Raw genomic sequence first — 20,030 nt, 5'->3', positions numbered from 1 at the left:
AGCCTAGCTGCCGCCCCTCGGCGTGTGCTGACGTCATCAAAAATCGGTTGGCGATTGATCAGCCGCTCACGGGAGGACACATGACACGGATCAAGTCGACGGCGGCTGCCCTGCTGATGCTCGGCATGGCCCTTTCAGCTCCGGCGCTCGCACAAAAGAAATACGACGTCGGCGCCACCGATACCGAGATCAAGATCGGTCAGACCAATCCGACGAGCGGGCCGGCATCCACCTTCGGCGCCATAGGCAGGGCGGAGGCGGCCTATATCCGGATGATCAACGAGCAGGGCGGCGTCAACGGCCGCAAGATCAACCTCATTCAATACGACGACGCCTACAGCCCGCCGAAGACGGTGGAGCAGGTGCGCAAGCTGGTCGAAAGCGACGAGGTGCTCACCACGTTCCAGATCATCGGCACGCCGCCGAATGCCGCGGTGCAGAAATATCTCAACAGCAAGGGCGTGCCGCAGCTGCTCGCTGGAAGCGGCGCGTCCCGCTTCACCGATCCCAAGAATTTTCCGTGGACCATCTCCGCCAACCCGAACTACCAGTCGGAAGCGCACATCTACGCGAAATACATTCTCGAGAACCATCCGAACGCCAAGATCGGCATCCTCTATCAGAGCGACGATCTGGGCAAAGACTACGTCAAGGGGTTGAAGGATGGGCTTGGCGCCAAGGCCGGCATGATCGTCAAGGAATTGTCCTACGAGGTGTCCGACCCGACCGTCGATTCGCAGCTGGTGACGCTGAAGGCGTCGGGTGCCGACCTGTTCTACAACATGTCGACGCCGAAATTCGCGGCGCAGTCGATCAGGAAAGCCGCCGAGCTGGGCTGGAAGCCTGTGCACATCCTCGAAGTCAATGCGACAGGTGTCGGTCAGGTGCTGGTCCCGGCAGGGCTGGAGAACGCCAAGGACATCATCTCGGTCGCCTATGGCAAGGATCCGCTCGATCCGCAATGGGCCGACGACGAGGGCATGAAGCGCTACAAGGCGTTCATGGCGAAATACGCTCCGGGCGAGGACGCCAACAGCGGCTACGCGACCTATGGCTACTCGACGGCGGCGCTGCTCGTCCAGATCCTCAAGCAGTGCGGCGACGAGCTGACGCGCGCCAACATCATGAAGCAGGCGACCAACATCAAGGGCTTCGTGCCGGATCTGGGCCTGCCGGGGATGTCGATCACGACGACATCCGATGACTACCGCATCAACAAGCAATTCCAGATGATGAAATTCGACGGTCAGCGCTGGATCATTTCGGGGCCGATCCTCACCGACGACTTCAAGGCGGACTAGGCCGTCTCTCCTGGCCTCGGTATCAGCCTGCGCCGCTGGCGAACCGTGACGCCGACAGTCTTGCGCCGGCGCCCACCCACAGAACTCTCTCCATCGGAGCGCCGCGCATGACCAGTGAAGCCGTTCGCCGCCGTCGGGGCTTCGACCCCGCGGCGCTCGCAGCGATCGGCCCGGCGCTCGCCGAATTCGTCGACCGCGGCGAGCTCGCAGGTATCGTGTCGCTGATCTCGCGCGGCGGCGAGGTCGTTCACGCCGAGACCATCGGCTGGCGCGATATGGAAGCCAGGAGCCCGATGCGTCCGGACACGCTGTTCCGGATCGCGTCGATGACCAAGCCGGTCACGTCAGTGGCGGCAATGATGCTGGTCGAGGAGGGCCGGATCGGCCTAGCGGATCCGATCTCGCGCTGGGTTCCGGAGCTCGCAGATGTGCGGGTGCTGCGCAACGCCGCTGGTCCGATCGAGGACACTGTGCCGGCCGATCGCGCGATCACGATTGAGGATCTGCTGACGCATCGGTCGGGGATCGCCTATGCGTTCTTTTCGGAAGGTCCGCTCAAGCTCGCCTACGAGCGCGCGCTCGGCGATCCCGCGATGAACCGGTCGACGCCTGACGAATGGCTCGCCGCGCTCGGCACGCTGCCGCTGGCCCATCAGCCCGGCGACCGATTTCACTATGGTCATTCGACCGACGTGCTCGGCTTCCTGATCGGCCGGGTCGAAGGCAAGCCATTTCGTGACGTTCTGCGAGAGCGCATCTTCGCGCCGCTCGGCATGGCCGATACCGATTTCTGGTTGCCGCAGGCCAAGCGCGATCGTCTTGCGAGCCTTTACAGCCATGACGAGGCGACAGGCCGGCTCGCGAAGCTGGAGCCCGTGATGTATGACGCGCCGCCTGCCTACACGCCGGGTGGCGGCGGCTTGATCTCGTCGGCGCCCGACTATCACAGGTTCGCGCGCATGCTGCTCGAAGGAGGCGAGCTGAACGGCGTCAGGCTGCTGCGGCGTGAAACCGTCGACCTGATGCGGACCAACCGGCTGACGCCGTCGCAGCGACAGGTCCCTTTCGCCGGCATGCCGCTCTGGCAGACTAGCGGATTCGGGCTTGGACTTGCGATTGCCGAGACGTCGGTCGGCAATCCCTATGCCTGCGGCCCCCCGGGATCGATGACCTGGCCGGGCATCTTCGGCACGTGGTGGCAGGCCGATCCCGTCAACGATCTGGTCATGATCTATCTGATTCAGCATCAGGTGCCGGTCTCGGCCGGAGTAGGAGCCACGATCGCCACGGGGCGCGGCGCTGCGGGCCGTCGTGCTCTGCCGATCTTCCAGAGTGGAACCTATGCAGCGCTGTCCGACATGGCGCAACAGACGATATGACTATGCCGCGCCCATCCTGGGAAGGACACGTGTCCACGATGCGGACACCGACATTCCGCGGGATGAAACGTCGAGCCGCGACTGCCGCTGTCTCGCATGCCGGAACTGCAACATGCCTTCACGCCATCCTTGAGCTTGTGTTCCGTCCGTTATTCTGCTCAGTGCCTTCTCAAATTGCGCGTCATGCGCATCGATCGACTGAAGTCGACAGCCAGTGAGGAAACAAGAATATGCGCAAGTTCACTTTGGCCATTGCCCTGATCGCTCCCATGCTCGGCCACGCCGCGCAGGCGGAGGACACCATCAAGATCGGCTATATCGATCCGCTGTCCGGCGGCGGCGCCAGCGTCGGCGAGGGCGGCCTGAAGACCTTCCAATATCTCGCCGACGAGCTCAACGCCAAGGGCGGCATTCTCGGCCGCAAGGTCGAGATCGTGCCGTTCGACAACAAGACCAATCCGCAGGAGAGCCTGGTCCAGGCCCAGAAGGCGATCGACGCCGGCGTTCGCTACATCACGCAAGGCAACGGCTCGTCCGTCGGGCTCGCCCTGGAGGACTTCGTCACCAAGCACAACACGCGCAATCCCGGCAAGGAAGTGCTGTATTTCAACTATGCCGCGGTCGATCCGAGCATGACCAACGAGAAGTGCAGCTACTGGCATTTCCGCTGGGACGCGAGCTCCGACATCAAGATGGAGGCGCTCACCAATTACATGAAGGACATTCCGTCCATCAAGAAGGTGTACCTGATCAACCAGGACTATTCGTTCGGGCAGTCGGTGCGCAGCGACGCGCGCAAGATGCTGGCGGCGAAGCGGGCCGACGTCCAGATCGTCGGTGACGAGCTGCATCCGCTGCTGAAGATCACGGACTTCTCGCCCTACGTCGCCAAGATCAAGGCGTCCGGCGCCGACAGCGTCATCACCGGCAATTGGGGCCAGGACATCGCGCTGCTGCTCAAGGCCGCGGCCGATGCCGGCCTGAAGGTCAACTGGTACACGTATTACGCGGGTGGCGCGGGCGGTCCGACCGCGATCAAGCAGACCGGCCTCGATCATCAGGTGTTCCAGCTGACCGAAGGCTTCGCCAACTCCGGCAATCAGGCGGCGATGGACTACGAAAAGGCGTTCCGCGCCAAGGTCAACCTGTCGCTGTGGTATCCGCGCGCGGTCAACGAGATGCGCATGTTCAAGGCGGCGGCCGAGAAGGCCAACTCCGTCGATCCGGTGAAGGTGGCCGCAGCGCTCGAGGATCTCAAGTTCGAGGTCCTGGACGGCGGCACCGGCATCATGCGCAAGGATGACCACCAGTTCTTCCAGCCGATCTACGTCTCGTCCTTCGGCAAGCTCGCGGCGAACGAGCCGTTCGACGAGGAGAACACCGGCTGGGGATGGCATCTGGTCACCAAGGTCGATACGCCCCAGGCCATGGTGTCGACGACCTGCAAGATGACGCGGCCCTAACCATCCGTGCTGACCTCCCGCGCGGTTCCACCGCGCGGGAGGTCGTCCGCCGATCTGACCCGGACTGAGCGGCCAGGGCATCGAAGCCCGACATTCGCGAGTGCGCCGTGCTTGAACTCATCGTCATCTCCACCCTCAACGGCGTGCTGTTCGGCATGCTGCTGTTTTTGCTGTCGAGCGGCTTGACAGTCATCTTCAGCATGATGGGGGTGCTCAATTTCGCCCATGCCAGCTTCTACATGCTGGGCGCCTTTTTCGGCTTCCAGCTCACCAAATGGCTCGGCTTCTGGCCGGCGCTGCTGCTGGCGCCGCTCCTTGTCGGCGCCATCGGCATGGCGGTGGAGCGCTACGGCCTGCGCAACACGCACAAGCATGGCCATGTCGCCGAGCTGCTGCTGACCTTCGGTCTTGCCTTCGCCATCGAGGAAATCGTCTCGATGATCTGGGGCAAGACCCCGCTCGATTATCGCGTGCCGGCGCTGCTGGATTTTCCTGCGTTCACGATCTTCTCGACCAATTATCCGGCCTACAAGCTGTTCATGCTGGCGGTGTCGGTCACGATCTTCGTGGTGCTGCTGGTCGTGCTCAAGCGCACCCGTGTCGGCCTGATCGTGCAGGCGGCGTTGACGCATCCTCATATGGTGGGCCATCTCGGCCATAATGTCGGCCGCGTCTTCATGGTGGTGTTCGGCGTCGGCAGCGCGCTGGCCGGTCTCGCCGGCGTGATCGCCGGTCCGGCCTTGGTGACACAGTCCGACATGGCCGCGGCACTCGGGCCGATCCTGTTCGTGGTCATCGTGTTCGGCGGCCTCGGCTCGCTGCCGGGTGCGTTCATCGCCTCGCTGGTGATCGGCCTGGTGCAGACCTTTGCGGTGGCCTTGAATGGTTCGCTGGCGAGCGCCTTCGGCCCGCTCGATCCCTCCGCCGGGTCATCGGTGCTCACCGACATCTGGAACGTGACGATCGCGCAGGTCGCACCGATCGTGCCCTACCTGCTGCTGGTGCTGGTGCTGATCGTGCGCCCCGTGGGCCTGATGGGGACGCGTGAATCATGACCGCAGCAGTAACTTCGGCCTCGCCGGTGTCGGCGCGGTCAGCCGGATCTCACCTCCGCTTCTACGCCATCTGGCTGCTCGGCATTGCCGTGCTGATCATCCTGCCGCTGCTGTTCAGCTCGGGCGGATCGCTGACCTCGTTCAGCCTGATCGGGATCGCGATCGTCTTTGCGCTCTCCTACAACATCCTGCTCGGCCAGACAGGGCTGCTGTCGTTCGGCCATGCGGTTCACTATGGCCTGGGCGGCTTTGCCGCCTGCCATATGATGAACGCGGTGGTCGCGCATGGCTGGCCGATTCCGCTGCCGTTCATCCCGCTGTTCGGCGGGCTGGGCGGGCTTGCCTTCGCCATCCTCCTCGGCTGGGTCATGACCAAGCGGGCCGGCACGGTGTTCGCGATGATCTCGCTTGGGATCGGCGAGCTCGTCGCGTCGTCGTCGCTGATCCTGCGCTCGGTGTTCGGCGGCGAAGCCGGCATCACCACGGACCGGACGGCTCTGCCGCGCATGTTCGGCTGGACCTTCGGGCCGCAGATCCAGGTCTATTACCTCATCGCGTTCTGGCTGGTGCTGTCGGCGATCGCGATGTACGCGCTGACCCGGACCCCGCTGGGGCGGATCAGCAACGCCGTTCGCGACAATCCCGAGCGCGTCCAGTTCATCGGCTACGACCCGCACGTCGTCCGCTATCTCGCTTTTTGCTTCGCCGGCTTCTTCGCGGGCGTCGCAGGGGGCCTCGCGGCGATCAGCTTCGAGATTGCTAATTCCGCCTATCTCGGCGCGATCCAGTCGGGGCTCGTGCTGTTTTCCACCTTCATCGGCGGCACCGCCTATTTCTTCGGTCCGATTCTCGGCGCCATCCTGGTGACCTATCTCCAACTCGGGCTGACGAGCCTCACTAGCGTGTGGCAGCTCTATTTCGGCATCATCTTCATCGGCATCGTAATGTTCTCGCCCGGCGGCATCGCCGGCCTGCTGATGATGCACCGGCCGCTGGTCCGGGCCCGCACACTCGGAATGGTGATCCCGTCCTATCTCCTGGCGGTCGTGCCGACTGCCGCACTCGCCTGCGGCGTCATCCTGACGATCGAGACCGTCGCGCGCTACTCCGGCGGCGACGCGATCAACCTGTTCGGCGTGGCGTTCAATCCGCAATCGCCGGTGACGTGGGCTGTCGCCGCAGTCCTGGTGGTCGGTGGCTTCCTTGTCGCACGCTTGACCTGGCAGCGGATCGCCGAAGCCTGGGATAGGGCCGCCACCGTGGCGCGTGACCGGGGGTATCTGGCATGACAGCAGCCATCGAAGTCCGCGGCGTCGAAAAGCGCTTCGGCAATGTCAGCGTCATTCGCGACCTCAATCTCAGCGTCAACAGGGGTGAGCGCCACGCCATCATCGGTCCGAACGGCGCCGGCAAGTCCACGACGTTCAACCTGATCAGCGGGCACATCCGGCCGACCTCGGGCGAGGTGAGGTTGAACGGCACGGTCATCTCGGGCCTGCGGCCGTTCGAGATCAATCGCCGCGGCCTGTCGCGCTCGTTCCAGGTGACCAACGTGTTTTCTCGCATGACGGTGTGGGAGAACGTTCGGTGTGCCGTGCTGTGGGCCATCGGGCATCGCTACGCGTTCTGGAAGAATGTCGACAGCCTGCCGGAGGTGCGCGAGCGGACCGCGGAGATCCTCGACGACATCCATCTCACCCACCGGCGCGACGTTCCTGCGGGATTGTTGACCTATGCCGAGCAGCGCGAACTCGAGATCGGCGTGACCATCGCGAGCGGCGCGACGGTGGTCATGCTCGACGAGCCGACCGCCGGCATGAGCAACGCGGAAACGGAGCGCGCCGTGGCCTTGATCCGGCGGCTCACCGAGGGGCGGACCTTGGTGATCGTCGAGCACGACATGAGCGTGGTGTTCGGTCTCGCCGATCGCATCTCGGTGCTGGTCTATGGCCACATCATCGCGTCGGGCACGCCGGAGGAGATCCGGCGCGACCCGAAGGTGCGGGAAGCCTATCTCGGCGAGGAGGCCCACTGATGCTCGAAGTCAGGAACCTCCACGCCTATTACGGCAAGAGCCACATCCTCCAGGGCGTCGACCTCGACGTTGCCGCGGGCGAAGTGGTGAGCCTGCTCGGCCGCAACGGCGTCGGACGCTCGACCACCGTGAAGGCGATCATGGGCGAGGTCAGCCCGCAGGGCACGATCCGCTTCAAGGGCAAGGACATTGCAGGCCTGCCGAGCTACAAGATCGCCCGGCTTGGACTGGGCTACGTGCCCGAGCATCGCGACATCTTCCCGAGCCTTACTGTGCGGCAGAATCTCGTGCTCGGCATCAAGGATATCAGGCGTCCGGGCAAGTGGCGCCTGCAGGACATGCTCGACATGTTTCCCAATCTCGCCGCGCGCGCCGATACGCCGGCCGGTGTTTTGTCGGGTGGCGAGAAGCAGATGCTGACCACCTGCCGGACACTGATGGGCGATCCTGACCTCATCATGATCGACGAGCCCACCGAGGGGCTGGCGCCGCTGATCGTGCAGCAGGTCGGCGACCTGATCGCGCGGATCGCGGCGGCCGGCGTCGCGATCCTGCTGGTCGAGCAGAAGCTCTCGATTGCGATGCGCATCTCCAAGCGCGTCTATGTCATGGGCCACGGCCGCGTCGTGTTCCAGGGAACGCCGGACCAGCTCAAGGCCGACGCCGCCGTGCGCCAGGAGTGGCTCGAAGTGTGATGTCTCCTCAAGAGCGGTGACGTCGGCGGGCGGCATTTACCCGCGCCTGGCAATCGCCGCGCCAAGAAGGAACGCGATCAGCAGAGAAGAAAGTGGAGCCTCGCGGGCGACGTTGCGCAAGACGTGGAGCGGCATTCCCGGCTTCTGTCCTGCGTCCACCGCGTGGCGTACCTGCGTTGCGGCCCGCCTGACGACATCGGCGAACGAAGCGATCGCGGATGCCTTTCCCTCGGCGGGATAGAGCCCCTCATAGATGAACGGCGGGAGTGCGGGATCGTCGCTCATGATTGTCTCCCGGTTTGCGGAGTGCGATTGCTCGAATGCCAAGCCTCAATGTCGCGGAGTTCAGGATGGTTCCGTGTCTCCCCCGCGCGGGTCTTTCCCCCAAAGGCGGCGCTTGCTCATGCAGTGAAATGCTCTCACGGCACCGACGGAAGGGTCGTGTCGATAGTTTGCGGGTGGAGCGTGGCAGCCCTCAGAATGTCGAAGTCATCGTGGCTCAAGCGGGGCGGCGCGTTTGCGACTCGTTCGCATGAGATCTGCAACATCTGTGGTGCGGATTCGGCGAGACTATCGGCGGATTGCCAGGGCATGCCGCGCCCTGGCACAGGAAAGGCTGCTCTGGAACCCGCCACGAATAGCTCCCGATGACCCGCGCCAGCATTCCGCCGATCGACTGTACCAGCCTTCAAATCCAGCTCGCGGCCCTGCCGGGTCTTGCCCGGCTGCGCGAGTTGTCGCCCGGCTTTGCCGAAGCGACTGACAAGACGATCGCAGCCATTCTCGAGCAGGCGGCAGCCTTTGCGGCCGATCGGCTCGAGGCCCTCAACGCGCAATCGGACAGTGCGGCACCGCGGCTGACGGATGGCGCTGTCGCGACCTCACAGTTGCACCGCGAGGTCTGGCGCGACTATGCGGAGGGCGGCTGGATTGCGCTGGACCTCCCGGAGCAGCTTGGCGGCCAGGGGCTGCCGCTGGTGATGGCCGTCGCCGTGCAGGAGGTGTTCGATCGTCATTGCGCCGCGTTCGGCATGCTGCCGGTGCCAATGCGCTCCGCCGTGAGGCTGATCGATGCCTGGACCTCGGACGACAGCATCCGCTCGGAATGGCTGCCGAAGCTGGTCGCAGGCGAGTGGGGCGCAACGATCTGCATCTCCGAAGTGGGCGCCGGCTCAGATGCCAGCCGCATCCGGACCAAGGCCGTGGCCCGCGGCGACGGGTGCTGGTCGATCACTGGCGAGAAGCAATGGATTTCGTTCGGCGGCCACGATCTGACCGGACGCATCGTGCATTGCCTGCTGGCGCGCACCGACGGCGCCAAGGGACTGTCGCTCTTCCTCGTTCCCGATCGCATCGATGGCGCGGCCAACGGAGTCGTTGTCCGCAACATCGAGCACAAGCTTGGCCTACATCTGTCTCCGACCTGCGCGATGGGCTTCGAGAATGCCACCGGCTATCTGCTCGGAGAGGAAGGCCGAGGCCTGTCGCAGATGTTCGTGATGATCACCAACATGCGGATGGCGGTTGGTGCCATGGGCCTCGGCATGGCATCGGCGGCGGCCGACACTGCCCTCAGCTATGCGCGCCAGCGCCTTCAGGGCGGATCCGGCGCGCAGCCATTGCCGATTACGGCGCATGCTGACGTTCAGCGCATGCTGATGTCGATGCAGGCGAATGTCGAGGCCGCGCGGGCCCTGATCTATGTCGCCGCGGTCGAAGCCGATCTCGCGCGGACCGAGACCGATGCGGAGGCACGGCGCGATCATTCGGCGCTGGCTCAATGGCTGTTGCCGATCATCAAGACGCTCGGCGGCGAGCTTGCCTTCACGACCGCGGACAGCGCCATCCAGGTGCTCGGCGGCGCCGGCTATACGACGGATTGGCCCGTCGAGCAGCTGCTGCGCGACTCCCGCGTGCTGCCGATCTTCGAGGGGACCACTGGAATGCAGGGGCTTGATCTGCTGCATCGCCGGTTATGGAAGGACGGCGGCGAGGGACTGCGTGTGTTTCTGACACGAGCGAACGCTGACATCGCCGTGTTCGCGTCGCGCGACACGGAGGCAGCCAACGCCGCAGGCGAGATCGTCGAACTGCTGGAGACGACGGCGCAGCAGCTCGCGCGCATGACGGATCGGCCGCGCGACGGCGAGGCTGGTGCTACGGCCTTTCTGCACCTCGCGATCGATGCTGCGCTCGGCTGGTCGGCCGCACGGCTCGCCGCGATCGACGGAGCCGTGCCGGCGTGCGTTCGGTTGCGGACACTCGGCCGTTTCCTGATCGATGACCTCCTCGCGCGGGCGCGATGCCATGCCGCGATGGCTACCCGAGGCGCTGCGTCGCTGGATGGTTTTTCGACGTTGATCTGAGCGGATCGACAGATCGAAATCGGGCCGCCTCGCGTGGTGGTCGGCACCGGGGTGCTGCGCGTTGTCTCGATCCAGCGCGCCAAACCTGGTTCGCCATGGCCAGTACCTCATAGGAACCATCCCGGGCCGCGACTCTTGCAGTCGCAACACAGGCTTCCAACCCGGAGATCGATGATGACCAAGACAATCGGCGCTGTTCGCAACAAAACCTTGCCCGCCCTCACAACCGCTTGCGTCATGAGCTTGCTCATGGCCGGCGGCGCCGTAGCTGCCCCAAAGGGCCAGTCGCCGGCCAAGGATCAGCATTTCATAACCGAGGCGATCGAGGGCGATCTCTCCGAGGTCAATATGGGCAAGCTGGCGCAGCAGAAGGGCCAAAGCGATCAGGTCAAGCAGTTCGGGCAGGCGCTGCAGCAGGATCATGGCGAGCATCTGCAGAAGGCTCAGCAACTGGCGAGCCAGAACGGCATGAAAGTGCCGTCCGAGCCGAACAAGCAGCAGCAGGCGATCTACAACAAGCTGGAAGGAATGTCCGGCGACCGCTTCGACCGCGCCTTCGCGAAAGCGATGGTCAGCGATCACGAGAAGGATATTAAGAAGTACCAGAAGGAAGCGGCAGCGAACTCACCGCTCTCGGACTTCGCCCAGCAGACCGTTCCGGTGCTGCAGAAGCATCTGGACATGGCCAAATCGCTCGGCAAGTGATCGCTTGCATGGTGCCCGGTTCGATCCGGGCACCAACTTCTTCCTACGGCGACCGGGCGATGGCGAGTTGCGCGCGGCCCTGCCGGCGTTGCGGCCGCTTCTCGGGACCAGAGGGGCCACGCCCGGCGACTTCCAGCGCGAAATAGGCGATCGTCGCCTCCAGCCCCTTGCGCAGCGGAATCTGCGGCCGCCAGCCGAGCAGGCGCTCGGCCGTGCTGATCACCGGCTTGCGGCGCTTGGGATCGTCGACCGGCAGCGGCTTGAACTCCAGCGTCGAGCTGGATCGCGTGCAGGTCAGCACCTCGCGCGCGATCGCCTCGATGCTCATCTCGTGCGGATTACCGAGATTGACGGGGCCGGTGACCGAGACGGGACTCTCCATCAGCATCTCGAGCCCGCGCACGAGGTCATCCACGAAGCAGAAGCTGCGCGTCTGATTGCCGGAGCCATAGACCGTGATCGGCGCGCCGCGCAGCGCCTGCACGATGAAGTTCGAAACCACCCGGCCGTCATTCTCGTGCATGCGCGGACCGTAGGTGTTGAAGATGCGTGCGACCTTGATCTCGGTCCCGTACATGCGCTGATAGTCGAACATCAAGGTCTCGGCGGCGCGTTTGCCTTCGTCATAGCAGGCGCGCGGGCCGATCGTGTTGACGTGCCCGACGTAGTTCTCCGGCTGCGGATGCACTTCCGGGTCGCCATAGACCTCGCTGGTCGACGCCTGCAGGATGCGTGCGGATTTTTGCTGCGCCAGCTCCAGCAGATTGAGCGTGCCGAGCACGCAGGTCTTCATCGTGCCGACCGGATCCTGCTGATAGTGCGGCGGCGACGCCGGGCAGGCAAAATTGTAGACGCGGTCGAGCCGACCCTCGATCTCCAGCGGCTCGCGCACGTCGTGCTCGATGAAGCTGAAGTTGGGATGATTGAGCAGAGGGCGGATGTTGCGCACCGACCCCGTGTGCAGATTATCGATGCAGATGACGGTGTCGCCGCGCCTGAGCAGCGTATCGCAGATATGCGAGCCGATGAAACCCGCGCCGCCGGCAACGAGCGTACGGAGAGAGCGTCGGGTGGGGATGGAGATCTGAATGGTCATGACAATCCCAGTTTCAGTTCGACGGGGGCTTCGGTCGCAGTGGTCTTCGCCGGGCGCGCCCGACGTGCCAGCGCCTCGCGGTAGTAATCCTCGAGCTGCCGGGCGCGATGATCGGGCGTGTGGTCGCGGCGGACGCGACGGCTGGCGCGCTCGGCGATGCCGCGACGCGTGTCCTCCGGCATCTCCTGCAGAATGCTGGTGACGTCCTGCGGTGTGGACACCACGAGGATCTCGCTGTTCGGCACGAAGATCGTCTCGAGCCCGGGCCAGTGGTCGGACAGCACCGGCGTGCCGCAGGCGGCCGCCTCGAACAGCCGCACGCTCGGCGAGAAGCCGAGGGCTCGCATATCCGCCCGCGTCACGTTGAGCGTGAAGCGCTGCGCGGAGAAGAACTCGGCGTGTTGCCGCGGCGCGAGATGCGCGATGCGCTCGACATTGGCAGGCCAGGTGATCGCGTCGGGATATTGCGCGCCGGCGACCACGAAATCATTATCTGCAAGTCCGCGCGCCGGTTCGATCAGGAAGCGGTCGAGTTGCGGCTGACGGTCGGCGCTGTAGGTGCCGAGATAGCCCAGCGTCCAGCGCTCCGGCGTCTCGCGCGGCTGATACAGCTCGAGATCCGCGCTGCAATAGAGAACGCGTGCGAGCGGGCTGCCATAGAGATCCTCGATCATCGCCAGCGCCGGGCCGCCCGAGAACGACAGATAAAGATCGAAGCGCGGGATCATCGCCGGCGACAGATAGTCGAGCCCGTGCTCGAGCTGCGCCAGGGTCACGGGCGTGTCGATATCGTAGAAGGCGGTGACGCCGCGGGCGTGCGAGGTCACCCAGTCGGCGATGGCGATGCCGTCCGGAACATAGGAGCCGACCATGACGAGGTCTGCGTCGCGGATCGCTGCACCGAACAGCCGGGGCAGATCCTGTAGTGATTGATAGAGCTTCACGCTCCAGCCGGCGGGATCGGTGAGGTCCCGGTGCTCGCGATACCAGGGCACGTCGCGCTCCAGAAATGTCACGCTGTGGCCGCGCCGCGCGAGCGCCGACAGCAGCGCACGATAGGTCGTGGCATGGCCGTTGCCCCAGGACGATGTGACCGACAATCCGATGACGACGATGTTCAGGTTCATTCTGCGGCCTCGATGCGGGTGCTCATGCCCTCGAGCAGGTTGTTGAACTGATGGGCGCGTTGTCGATAGGTGTGGTGCGCCAGGACTCGGGCGCGGCCGCGCTCGCCGATGGCGTGCGCGCGCTCGGGAGACAGCGCGTCCAGATGCGCCGCCACCGCGGCGCCGTCGGCGGCGACCAGGACCTCTCGGTCCGTTTCGAGAAACAGATCGATGCCCTCCCACTGATCCGTGATCAGGCACGCGCCGGCGCCTGCGGCTTCGAACACACGGGTTGGCGGTGAGAAGCCGTAGGCTGCCATGCTGTCGCGATTGACGTTCAGGGTGGCGCGGGCCGAGCAGAAGAACGCGTTGTGATCGGCGGTTCCGACATGGCCGACAGCGCGGATGTTGCTCGGCATCGGCTTGTCGTGCCAGCCCGAGCCGCCGAGCACGAACGTCTGCTGTGGACGTTGCGCTGCAGCTTCGATGAAGAAGCGCTCGATGCGCGCCTCGCGATCCGGCAGCCGGTTGGCGAGCAGATTGAGATCGGAGTCGAACTCAGCGCGCCGTGGCGCGGGATGATGCGTCTCGGGATCCAGCGCGTTGTAGATCGGCACGCAATCGCGGGCGCCGGCAAGACGATAGGCGCGCACGACCGGATCGCCGCCGCCATAGGTCAGGACCGCGTCATAGCGGGGGATGGCCTTGCGCAGGTGATGTTGCGGATCTGCGGCGATGGCGTCCAGGGTCGCGGGCGCGTCGACGTCCCAATAGATGCGCAGGGCCTCGGTCGGGACCGTCGCAATGGCGTTCTCGAGCTCGGCGTCGAATACGCCGACGCCGCTGGCCTTGACCAGGAGATCCGCCGATTGCACCGCCTCGTCGATCGCGCGCTGCCATCCGTCCGGTGTCGCCGGATATACGACGACCCTGGCCCAGCTGGGATCACCGATGTCGCGATGCGCCTGCCGCTCGAAGGCATCCGGCTCGTAGAAGGTGACGTGGTGGCCGAGCGCTGCGATCTCCTTCAACATGCCGCGATAATAAGTGGCGGCGCCGTTCCAGTAGGAGGAGACGAGACTGGAGCCGAAAAAGCAGATGTTCACGATGCAGCTCCTTCGAATTGTGTCGCGGCCGCGGGCTCACCGTCCCTGAACCTCTCCGCGATCTGCAGCAGCTCGCGCGCCCGATGGCGGCAGGTGTGATGCGCGAGGACAGTGCTGCGCGCCTTTGCGGCGATATCAGCGGCGTAGTCGGAATCGGATAGCAGGGCGCGCAATGCTTCGCGCATCTCGGTCCCCGATGAGACGCGCACATAGGTGCTGGTCGGAAACAGCGCCTCGGCGTCATCCCACGGCGCTGACACGATCGGAATGCCACAGGCCATTGCTTCGAACATGCGAATGGTCGGAATGCCCGGCAGCGATCGCGCATAGGGAGCACGTGGCACGTGTACCGTGAGACGTGCCTTGGCGAAGGCGTCGGGAGCGCGGTGTGCGGGCAGCCAGCCGCCATAGCGGATACCGGCCTGCCGCATCGCCGCGAGCGCATCATCCGGATAGCGAACGCCATAGATGGTGGCGTCGAGCTGCAGCGCGGCGACCGGAGCGATGAGGAATTCTCTGAGTTCGGCGCTGCGCTCATCGTCGCCCCAATTGCCGATCCAGACCAGATCGTGCTGGGGAATGACATCAGGCCGCGGACCGTATAGCGCGATGTCGGCAGCTTCGTGCCAGGTGAAGGCGCGCGACGTCCAGCCGAGGGTCAGATAGATCTGGCGCAGCACCTCGCCGAAGGCGAGCACGCCGTCATAGCCGGCAAGATCGAAGCGGCCGAGCTCCTGCGGAGCGGTGACGGCGCGGTGATGGGTATCATGGAATAGCAGGACGAAGCGCCCGGTCGCGATGCGGTGACGGCCGATCGCCTTGACGAGCTCGGGCTCGTTCCATTCATGCACGATCACGAGATCGGCGCCATCGAGCGCCTCGTCGAGGTCGAGCGTGCCATCATAGGTTCTGACGTCGACACCGGGGAATAGCGCGGAGACCGCGCGCAGGCTGTCGTTGCCGCCGTCCTTGATCGCGTTCAGGCGGCTCCAACCGTCAGCCGGCTCGTAGACGACGACCTCGTGCCCGAGTGCATGCAGCTCGCGCGCGACGCCACGCAGGAAATGGGCATTGCCATTGTTCCAGCACGACGAGAACGCATGGTAGAACAGCACGCACTTCATGCACAGGCCTCGGCGAGGGTGTTCGAACGGTGATCGGGCGCGGCCTGCGCGAGCAGGTTGCCATAGAGCTCGCCGTAGGACGTGGCCATGCGATTGAGCGTGTAGCGAGCCGAACGCTGGCGTGCCGCGTCCTGGAGCGTGGCGCGCGCGCGATGATCGGTTGCGAGCCAGCTCAACGTGCTCCTGAGGGCGCGGACATCGCTCGGCACGACGAACAGGGCCGCATCCTGCCACAATTCGCGGAAGGTCGGGATATCAGCCAGCACGAGCGCGCAGCCGGCAGATGCCGCCTCGAGCACGGACAGGCCGAACGGCTCGTACAGCGCGGGACTTGCAAAGATCGCGGCGCGGCTCATCCGGTCGCGCAGCTCGCCATGTGCAAGCTCGCCCAGCTGCTGCAGCGACGACGGAGCATCGATCGTGTCCGTACCGGCTCCTGCGACGCGAACCGGGCAGGGCAGACCATCGGCGCATTCAGCGAGCACGCGGAGATTCTTGGCCTTGTCCCACATTCGTCCTGCCGCAAGCACGAAGGTGTCCTTCGACGCCGATGCTTGGCGTGCGCTGGCTGTGCCGTTCCAGATCAGAGCGCCCGGACGAGGCGGCTCGTAGATGCGGCCGATCACCTCGCCAAAGGCGCAGCTGGGCGCCACCCACGCATCGGCACGCTGCAGGCCCTCGGCGACCAGCGCGCGATAGCGCTGCCATCGCGACTCCTGCAGGAAACCGGTCTCGTTGCAGGCCAGTCCCCACGAATGGACGCAGGAATGCGCCGCCACCACCACCGGCGCACGCCAGTCGAATGTGGCTTCGCGATAGCTGTTGAGATGAACGAGGTCCGGTTGGATCTCGCGTTCGAGGGCGAGCAGCACGCGGCGGGCGTGGTCGAGATCGCGCGCGTCCGGATCCTGCCATTCCAGCGCAAGGCCCGTCTCGACAAGCTGGACGCTCGTTCCCTGCAACATCGCGCGTTGATCCGCCCGCGGGGCCGGACCCAACGTCACCAGATGGATGTCGGCGCCGCGCGCGGCGAGCGTCGTCGCCAGCGCCGTCGCATAGATCCACACGCCGCCGACGGTGTCGGTCGTCATCAGGATGCTGACACCCGCGAGCGTGCTCATGGCGCGACCTGCAGCTCAAGCGCGGGAAGCGGGATGGGACGTTCGTTCTGCACGTCGCTGAACTGGCTGAACAGCGTCAGATAATGCGCGTGCGCGCGTTCCCAGGCCTGATCGTCGGGCGCGCCCCACAGCTTCTGATAGTCGGGAGAACCCGGATAGGGATAAAGCGGGACCGGGTCGTTGGCCCATACGCCGGCATCCTGCATCCGCTGCCGCCAGCGCTGCACGACGGGATCGTCGTCCTGCGGCATCTCGATCAGGTTCGCCTGCACGAACGGCACGTGCCGTCGCGCCTCGACCAGCCGGTCGGCGAGCTGCTCGGTGGTCATCCGGCAGTTCTTGGCCAGCGCCGCGCGGCCCTCCGGCGTCAGGCTCTCGATGCCGGCCTCAATGGAAACGCAGCCGGCGCGTCCGAGCAGCTCCAGCATCTCGGGCTTCCACAGGTCGATGCGGGTCTGGACGCCGAATTTGAGTCCCCGGGTGACGAGACCCTGCAGCAGCTCGGCATTGGGCAGGAAGATCTCGTCGATGAAGTAGACATATTCGACGCCTTGCGCGCGCAGGCGATCGACCTCGTCGAGGATGACGGCCGGCGGGCGTTTGCGATAGGCGTTGCGGAAATTGTCCTTGGCGCAGAACGTGCAGTGATAGGGACAGCCGCGCGACGCCTCCACCTCCGCGCCGGGGCCGACGGGTGTCGCCTCGAACCGGTGATGGTGATGATGGTGCCGGCGGATCATCTCCTCCGGCCATTGCAGCGCCGGCTGATCCGTGAAGGCCGCCGTCTGCGGTCCGCCATTGAGAACAATGTCGCCGTTGGCAGCCGTGAAGCAGATGCCGGCGAAGTCGCGCTCGCCATTGGCGAGGCGCAGCACGCTGTGCTCGCATTCGCCCATCACGACGACATCGACGCCGAGCTTGCGCAGCGTCATGCGCGGCGTGGTCGAGCCGTGCGGGCCGACCGCGACGAGGACAGCGCCGCTCTCGCGCAGTGTCAGCACAAGCTCCTGCGGGACGCGCAGCTCGGGCGGCGCGCAGCGCCAGAACAGATAGGTGGGCGCCGTCGTCAGCACGATCATATCCGGCCGGAACGGCGCGAGCTCGGCCAGGATGTCCGACGGCGACAGGTCGAACATGTGGGCGTCCAGCAGCAGCGTGGCGTGGCCGGCTTGGCGCAGCAGATGCTCGGAGATGCCGAGCTCGATCGGCAGATGCGGGCTGCGACAGCCGAAATAGATGCTGCCGTCAAACGTCCAGTTCGGGTTGATCAGGGCGACGCGGGTCATGCCAGCGCCTCCTGGTCCCGCTCGGCAAAGCGACCAGCGAGCCAGCCATGCAGCCCGCGAAGGCCATCAGCGAAATTTGTCCGCGGCCGCCACCCGGTCGCTCCGGATAGCGCGCTGATGTCGGTGACGTACCACGGCTGGTCGCCGGGGCGCCAATCCGAGAAGCTGTAATTGACCGGCCCGGAAAGTTGCCCGATCTGGTCGATCAACTCGAGCAGACTAATCGCGTTCGAAGGTCCACCGCCGAGGTTGAAGACCCGTCCGCGTGTCGTGTCGATCTGATCGAGCACCGTAAGCCACGCGTCGACCGCATCGGCGACGTAGAGCGCATCGCGCACCTGGCAGCCGTCGCCATAGATCGTCAACGGCGCGCCGCGCAGGGCCGACAGAACGAAGTGGGCGATCCAGCCCTGATCCTCGTTGCCGAACTGGCGCGGGCCGTAGATGCAGCTCATCCGCAGCACAGCTGTCTTCAAGCCGAAGACCCGCGCATAGTCGTGAACGTATTGATCGGCCGCGCCCTTCGAGCAGCCATAGGGGCTGTAGAGATCGAGCGGCGCCCGCTCGGAGACGCCGTGCGTCAGAGCTGGACTGATCGGCTGATAGCGCTGGCCCGTACGGGTGATCTCGTCGTCGCCGATGAGCCGGCCGTAGACCTTGTTGGTCGAGGCGAACAGCACGGGGACACCAGGATTATGCAGGCGAACGGCCTCAAGCACATTGAGAGTGCCGCGCGCGTTAATCTCGAAATCGTCGACGGGGCTGTCGAGACTGGAGGTCACGGCGACCTGGGCGGCAAGATGAAGCACGGCCTTGGACTGCTTGACCGTGTCGATGACCGTGATGGGATCCCTGATGTCTCCGACGATGATGGTGATCCGGTCGCCGTGGCGTGATTTCAGCCATTGTGCGTTCTCGCGCACGCCGGCACGGACGAGATTGTCGAGGATCAGGACATGATCGCCACGCGTCGCGAGCCGGTCGGCGAGATTGCAGCCGATGAAGCCGCAGCCGCCGGTGATCACGATCGGAGCCTGGTTCGATGTCGTGTCCATCATGCAACCAACCCGCGTCGCGAAAGCTCTTCGGTCGCCTTCTCTGCCTGGTCGTCGGCGAACTGGTCGGCGAGATAATGTGCGAGCTCGTCGAGCCCGTCCTCGAACCGCACGGCGGGCTTGAAGCCGAGTACCCGCTCGCTCTTGCTGATATCAGCAAAGCAATGCCGGATATCACCGGCGCGATACTTCGCCGTGATCGTCGGCGTCATCTGCGAGCGCCCCATGACACGGGCGAGATCCTCGGCGACCGAGACGATGCTCCGGCTCTGGCCAGACCCAATGTTGAACACGTCGTCGGCGTGACCGCTTTCGAGCGCGAGCACGCAGGCACGGGCAACGTCATGGACGTGGACGAAGTCGCGCCGCTGCCGACCGTCCTCGAACACCAGCGGCGGACGGTCGTTGAGCAGCCTGGCCGCGAAGATCGCGAGCACGCCGGTATAGGGGTTGGACAGCGCCTGGCGCGGCCCGAACACGTTGAAGAAGCGCAGCGCCAGAGTCGGGATGCCGTAGGCCTTGCCGGTGATCAGGCACATCCGCTCCTGTGCATATTTGTTCAGGGCATAGATCGAGCTGAGCGTCGGCTGCTTGGTCTCCGGTGTCCGCATTGGTTCAAGCGTGCCGCCGGCCGCATCCGTGAGTTCCCAATCACCGCGCTTGAGCTGATCCAGCGAGCGCTCGTCGGGCGCGACGACCGATCCGTTGGCGGCGCGGCATGCGCCCTCGCCATAGACGCTCATCGAGGAGGCGACGACCAGACGGGCCACGGGACGGTTGGCTAAAGCCTGCAGCAACACCGCCGTGCCGAGCTCGTTGGTGCGCACGTAGGACTCGATATCGTACATGCTCTGGCCGACGCCGACGCTGGATGCGAGATGCAGCACCTTGTCGACGCCGCGCAGCGCGCGCTCGACGGCGACCGGATCCGTGACGTCGCCGACCAGAAGCTCGGCGTCGGCGTGCAGGTAGGAGGGACGCTGGCGCTGCGGGCCGTGCACCTGGGGAGAGAGCGAGTCGAGCAGCCTGACCTCGTAGCCTGCGGAGATCAGCGCATCGGCGGTATGGGAGCCGATGAACCCTGCGCCTCCGGTAATCAGGACACGTGTCATGCCGCGCTACTCCCTTTAAGTGATT

General features: G+C 65.1%; 18 protein-coding genes. 9 read left to right on the top strand and 9 right to left on the bottom strand.

The window, feature by feature from the left end; translation table 11 throughout:
* Window positions 1-80 precede the first annotated feature (80 nt).
* From BRAD285_RS23405 to BRAD285_RS23375, 7 genes are all read left to right on the top strand, one after another.
* The gene (locus BRAD285_RS23405) at window positions 81-1,301 is read left to right on the top strand and encodes an ABC transporter substrate-binding protein (RefSeq protein WP_035645402.1); all 1,221 of its coding nucleotides are present in this window, start codon (window positions 81-83) and stop codon (window positions 1,299-1,301) included.
* 107 nt (window positions 1,302-1,408) lie between these two features.
* Entirely contained in the window at window positions 1,409-2,680 is a 1,272-nt protein-coding gene (locus BRAD285_RS23400; RefSeq protein WP_006610715.1) for a serine hydrolase, read from the top strand.
* A 230-nt stretch (window positions 2,681-2,910) separates the two neighbouring features.
* Window positions 2,911-4,143, top strand: a complete 1,233-nt coding sequence (locus BRAD285_RS23395; protein ID WP_006610716.1) for a branched-chain amino acid ABC transporter substrate-binding protein — start codon at window positions 2,911-2,913, stop codon at window positions 4,141-4,143.
* A 107-nt stretch (window positions 4,144-4,250) separates the two neighbouring features.
* On the top strand, window positions 4,251-5,198 hold the full coding sequence (locus BRAD285_RS23390; protein WP_006610717.1) for a branched-chain amino acid ABC transporter permease: 948 nt from the start codon (window positions 4,251-4,253) through the stop codon (window positions 5,196-5,198).
* The gene (locus tag BRAD285_RS23385; RefSeq protein ID WP_006610718.1) at window positions 5,195-6,487 is read left to right on the top strand and encodes a branched-chain amino acid ABC transporter permease; all 1,293 of its coding nucleotides are present in this window, start codon (window positions 5,195-5,197) and stop codon (window positions 6,485-6,487) included. The genes BRAD285_RS23390 and BRAD285_RS23385 overlap by 4 nt, the downstream gene beginning before the upstream one ends.
* Window positions 6,484-7,233, top strand: a complete 750-nt coding sequence (locus tag BRAD285_RS23380; protein WP_006610719.1) for an ABC transporter ATP-binding protein — start codon at window positions 6,484-6,486, stop codon at window positions 7,231-7,233. Before BRAD285_RS23385 ends, BRAD285_RS23380 begins: the two co-directional genes overlap by 4 nt.
* On the top strand, window positions 7,233-7,928 hold the full coding sequence (locus BRAD285_RS23375; RefSeq protein WP_006610720.1) for an ABC transporter ATP-binding protein: 696 nt from the start codon (window positions 7,233-7,235) through the stop codon (window positions 7,926-7,928). The genes BRAD285_RS23380 and BRAD285_RS23375 overlap by 1 nt, the downstream gene beginning before the upstream one ends.
* 36 nt (window positions 7,929-7,964) lie before the next feature.
* Here the strand turns inward: BRAD285_RS23375 and BRAD285_RS23370 are convergent, their stop codons facing one another.
* The gene (locus BRAD285_RS23370) at window positions 7,965-8,213 is read right to left on the bottom strand and encodes a hypothetical protein (protein WP_035645405.1); all 249 of its coding nucleotides are present in this window, start codon (window positions 8,211-8,213) and stop codon (window positions 7,965-7,967) included.
* Window positions 8,214-8,575: 362 nt separating this feature from the next.
* Here BRAD285_RS23370 and BRAD285_RS23365 point away from each other — a divergent pair, with 362 nt between their 5' ends.
* Window positions 8,576-10,294 (top strand): acyl-CoA dehydrogenase family protein, encoded by a 1,719-nt coding sequence (locus tag BRAD285_RS23365; RefSeq protein ID WP_006610722.1) that lies wholly within the window; start codon window positions 8,576-8,578, stop codon window positions 10,292-10,294.
* 171 nt (window positions 10,295-10,465) lie between these two features.
* Window positions 10,466-10,999 carry a DUF4142 domain-containing protein gene (locus BRAD285_RS23360; RefSeq protein WP_006610723.1) on the top strand — a complete coding sequence of 178 codons (534 nt, stop codon included), beginning with the start codon at window positions 10,466-10,468 and terminating at the stop codon, window positions 10,997-10,999.
* A gap of 43 nt (window positions 11,000-11,042) precedes the next feature.
* Here BRAD285_RS23360 and BRAD285_RS23355 read toward each other — a convergent pair whose 3' ends face one another.
* The 8 genes from BRAD285_RS23355 to BRAD285_RS23320 are packed head-to-tail and all read right to left on the bottom strand — an operon-like array spanning window position 11,043 to window position 20,005.
* Window positions 11,043-12,095, bottom strand: a complete 1,053-nt coding sequence (locus BRAD285_RS23355; RefSeq protein ID WP_006610724.1) for a UDP-glucuronic acid decarboxylase family protein — start codon at window positions 12,093-12,095, stop codon at window positions 11,043-11,045.
* Entirely contained in the window at window positions 12,092-13,222 is a 1,131-nt protein-coding gene (locus BRAD285_RS23350; protein ID WP_006610725.1) for a glycosyltransferase, read from the bottom strand. The genes BRAD285_RS23355 and BRAD285_RS23350 overlap by 4 nt, the downstream gene beginning before the upstream one ends.
* Window positions 13,219-14,307, bottom strand: a complete 1,089-nt coding sequence (locus BRAD285_RS23345; RefSeq protein WP_006610726.1) for a glycosyltransferase — start codon at window positions 14,305-14,307, stop codon at window positions 13,219-13,221. The genes BRAD285_RS23350 and BRAD285_RS23345 overlap by 4 nt, the downstream gene beginning before the upstream one ends.
* Window positions 14,304-15,431, bottom strand: a complete 1,128-nt coding sequence (locus BRAD285_RS23340) for a glycosyltransferase (RefSeq protein ID WP_006610727.1) — start codon at window positions 15,429-15,431, stop codon at window positions 14,304-14,306. The genes BRAD285_RS23345 and BRAD285_RS23340 overlap by 4 nt, the downstream gene beginning before the upstream one ends.
* Entirely contained in the window at window positions 15,428-16,552 is a 1,125-nt protein-coding gene (locus tag BRAD285_RS23335; protein WP_006610728.1) for a glycosyltransferase family 4 protein, read from the bottom strand. Before BRAD285_RS23335 ends, BRAD285_RS23340 begins: the two co-directional genes overlap by 4 nt.
* Window positions 16,549-17,838 (bottom strand): TIGR04295 family B12-binding domain-containing radical SAM protein, encoded by a 1,290-nt coding sequence (locus tag BRAD285_RS23330; RefSeq protein WP_006610729.1) that lies wholly within the window; start codon window positions 17,836-17,838, stop codon window positions 16,549-16,551. The genes BRAD285_RS23335 and BRAD285_RS23330 overlap by 4 nt, the downstream gene beginning before the upstream one ends.
* A complete protein-coding gene (locus BRAD285_RS23325) occupies window positions 17,835-18,896 on the bottom strand; it encodes an NAD-dependent epimerase/dehydratase family protein (RefSeq protein ID WP_006610730.1) in 1,062 nt (353 codons plus the stop codon). The genes BRAD285_RS23330 and BRAD285_RS23325 overlap by 4 nt, the downstream gene beginning before the upstream one ends.
* Entirely contained in the window at window positions 18,893-20,005 is a 1,113-nt protein-coding gene (locus BRAD285_RS23320; RefSeq protein WP_006610731.1) for an SDR family NAD(P)-dependent oxidoreductase, read from the bottom strand. The genes BRAD285_RS23325 and BRAD285_RS23320 overlap by 4 nt, the downstream gene beginning before the upstream one ends.
* Between the last annotated feature and the right edge of the window lie 25 nt (window positions 20,006-20,030).

Origin of the sequence: Bradyrhizobium sp. ORS 285 (assembly GCF_900176205.1) — a bacterium.
In the GTDB taxonomy this organism is placed as follows: domain Bacteria; phylum Pseudomonadota; class Alphaproteobacteria; order Rhizobiales; family Xanthobacteraceae; genus Bradyrhizobium.
Note: the sequence above shows the minus strand (reverse complement) of the source record. Positions and strands in the feature narration are given on the sequence as shown.

Excerpts from the sequence above, each read along its gene's own strand:
- BRAD285_RS23405 (WP_035645402.1), top strand. The coding sequence starts at position 81 with ATGACACGGATCAAGTCGACGGCGGCTGCCCTGCTGATGCTCGGCATG.
- BRAD285_RS23380 (WP_006610719.1), top strand. The coding sequence starts at position 6,484 with ATGACAGCAGCCATCGAAGTCCGCGGCGTCGAAAAGCGCTTCGGCAAT.
- BRAD285_RS23340 (WP_006610727.1), bottom strand. The coding sequence starts at position 15,431 with ATGAAGTGCGTGCTGTTCTACCATGCGTTCTCGTCGTGCTGGAACAAT.
- BRAD285_RS23370 (WP_035645405.1), bottom strand. The coding sequence starts at position 8,213 with ATGAGCGACGATCCCGCACTCCCGCCGTTCATCTATGAGGGGCTCTAT.
- BRAD285_RS23385 (WP_006610718.1), top strand. The coding sequence starts at position 5,195 with ATGACCGCAGCAGTAACTTCGGCCTCGCCGGTGTCGGCGCGGTCAGCC.
- BRAD285_RS23360 (WP_006610723.1), top strand. The coding sequence starts at position 10,466 with ATGATGACCAAGACAATCGGCGCTGTTCGCAACAAAACCTTGCCCGCC.
- BRAD285_RS23355 (WP_006610724.1), bottom strand. The coding sequence starts at position 12,095 with ATGACCATTCAGATCTCCATCCCCACCCGACGCTCTCTCCGTACGCTC.
- BRAD285_RS23400 (WP_006610715.1), top strand. The coding sequence starts at position 1,409 with ATGACCAGTGAAGCCGTTCGCCGCCGTCGGGGCTTCGACCCCGCGGCG.
- BRAD285_RS23320 (WP_006610731.1), bottom strand. The coding sequence starts at position 20,005 with ATGACACGTGTCCTGATTACCGGAGGCGCAGGGTTCATCGGCTCCCAT.
- BRAD285_RS23375 (WP_006610720.1), top strand. The coding sequence starts at position 7,233 with ATGCTCGAAGTCAGGAACCTCCACGCCTATTACGGCAAGAGCCACATC.
- BRAD285_RS23350 (WP_006610725.1), bottom strand. The coding sequence starts at position 13,222 with ATGAACCTGAACATCGTCGTCATCGGATTGTCGGTCACATCGTCCTGG.
- BRAD285_RS23330 (WP_006610729.1), bottom strand. The coding sequence starts at position 17,838 with ATGACCCGCGTCGCCCTGATCAACCCGAACTGGACGTTTGACGGCAGC.
- BRAD285_RS23335 (WP_006610728.1), bottom strand. The coding sequence starts at position 16,552 with ATGAGCACGCTCGCGGGTGTCAGCATCCTGATGACGACCGACACCGTC.
- BRAD285_RS23395 (WP_006610716.1), top strand. The coding sequence starts at position 2,911 with ATGCGCAAGTTCACTTTGGCCATTGCCCTGATCGCTCCCATGCTCGGC.
- BRAD285_RS23365 (WP_006610722.1), top strand. The coding sequence starts at position 8,576 with ATGACCCGCGCCAGCATTCCGCCGATCGACTGTACCAGCCTTCAAATC.
- BRAD285_RS23325 (WP_006610730.1), bottom strand. The coding sequence starts at position 18,896 with ATGATGGACACGACATCGAACCAGGCTCCGATCGTGATCACCGGCGGC.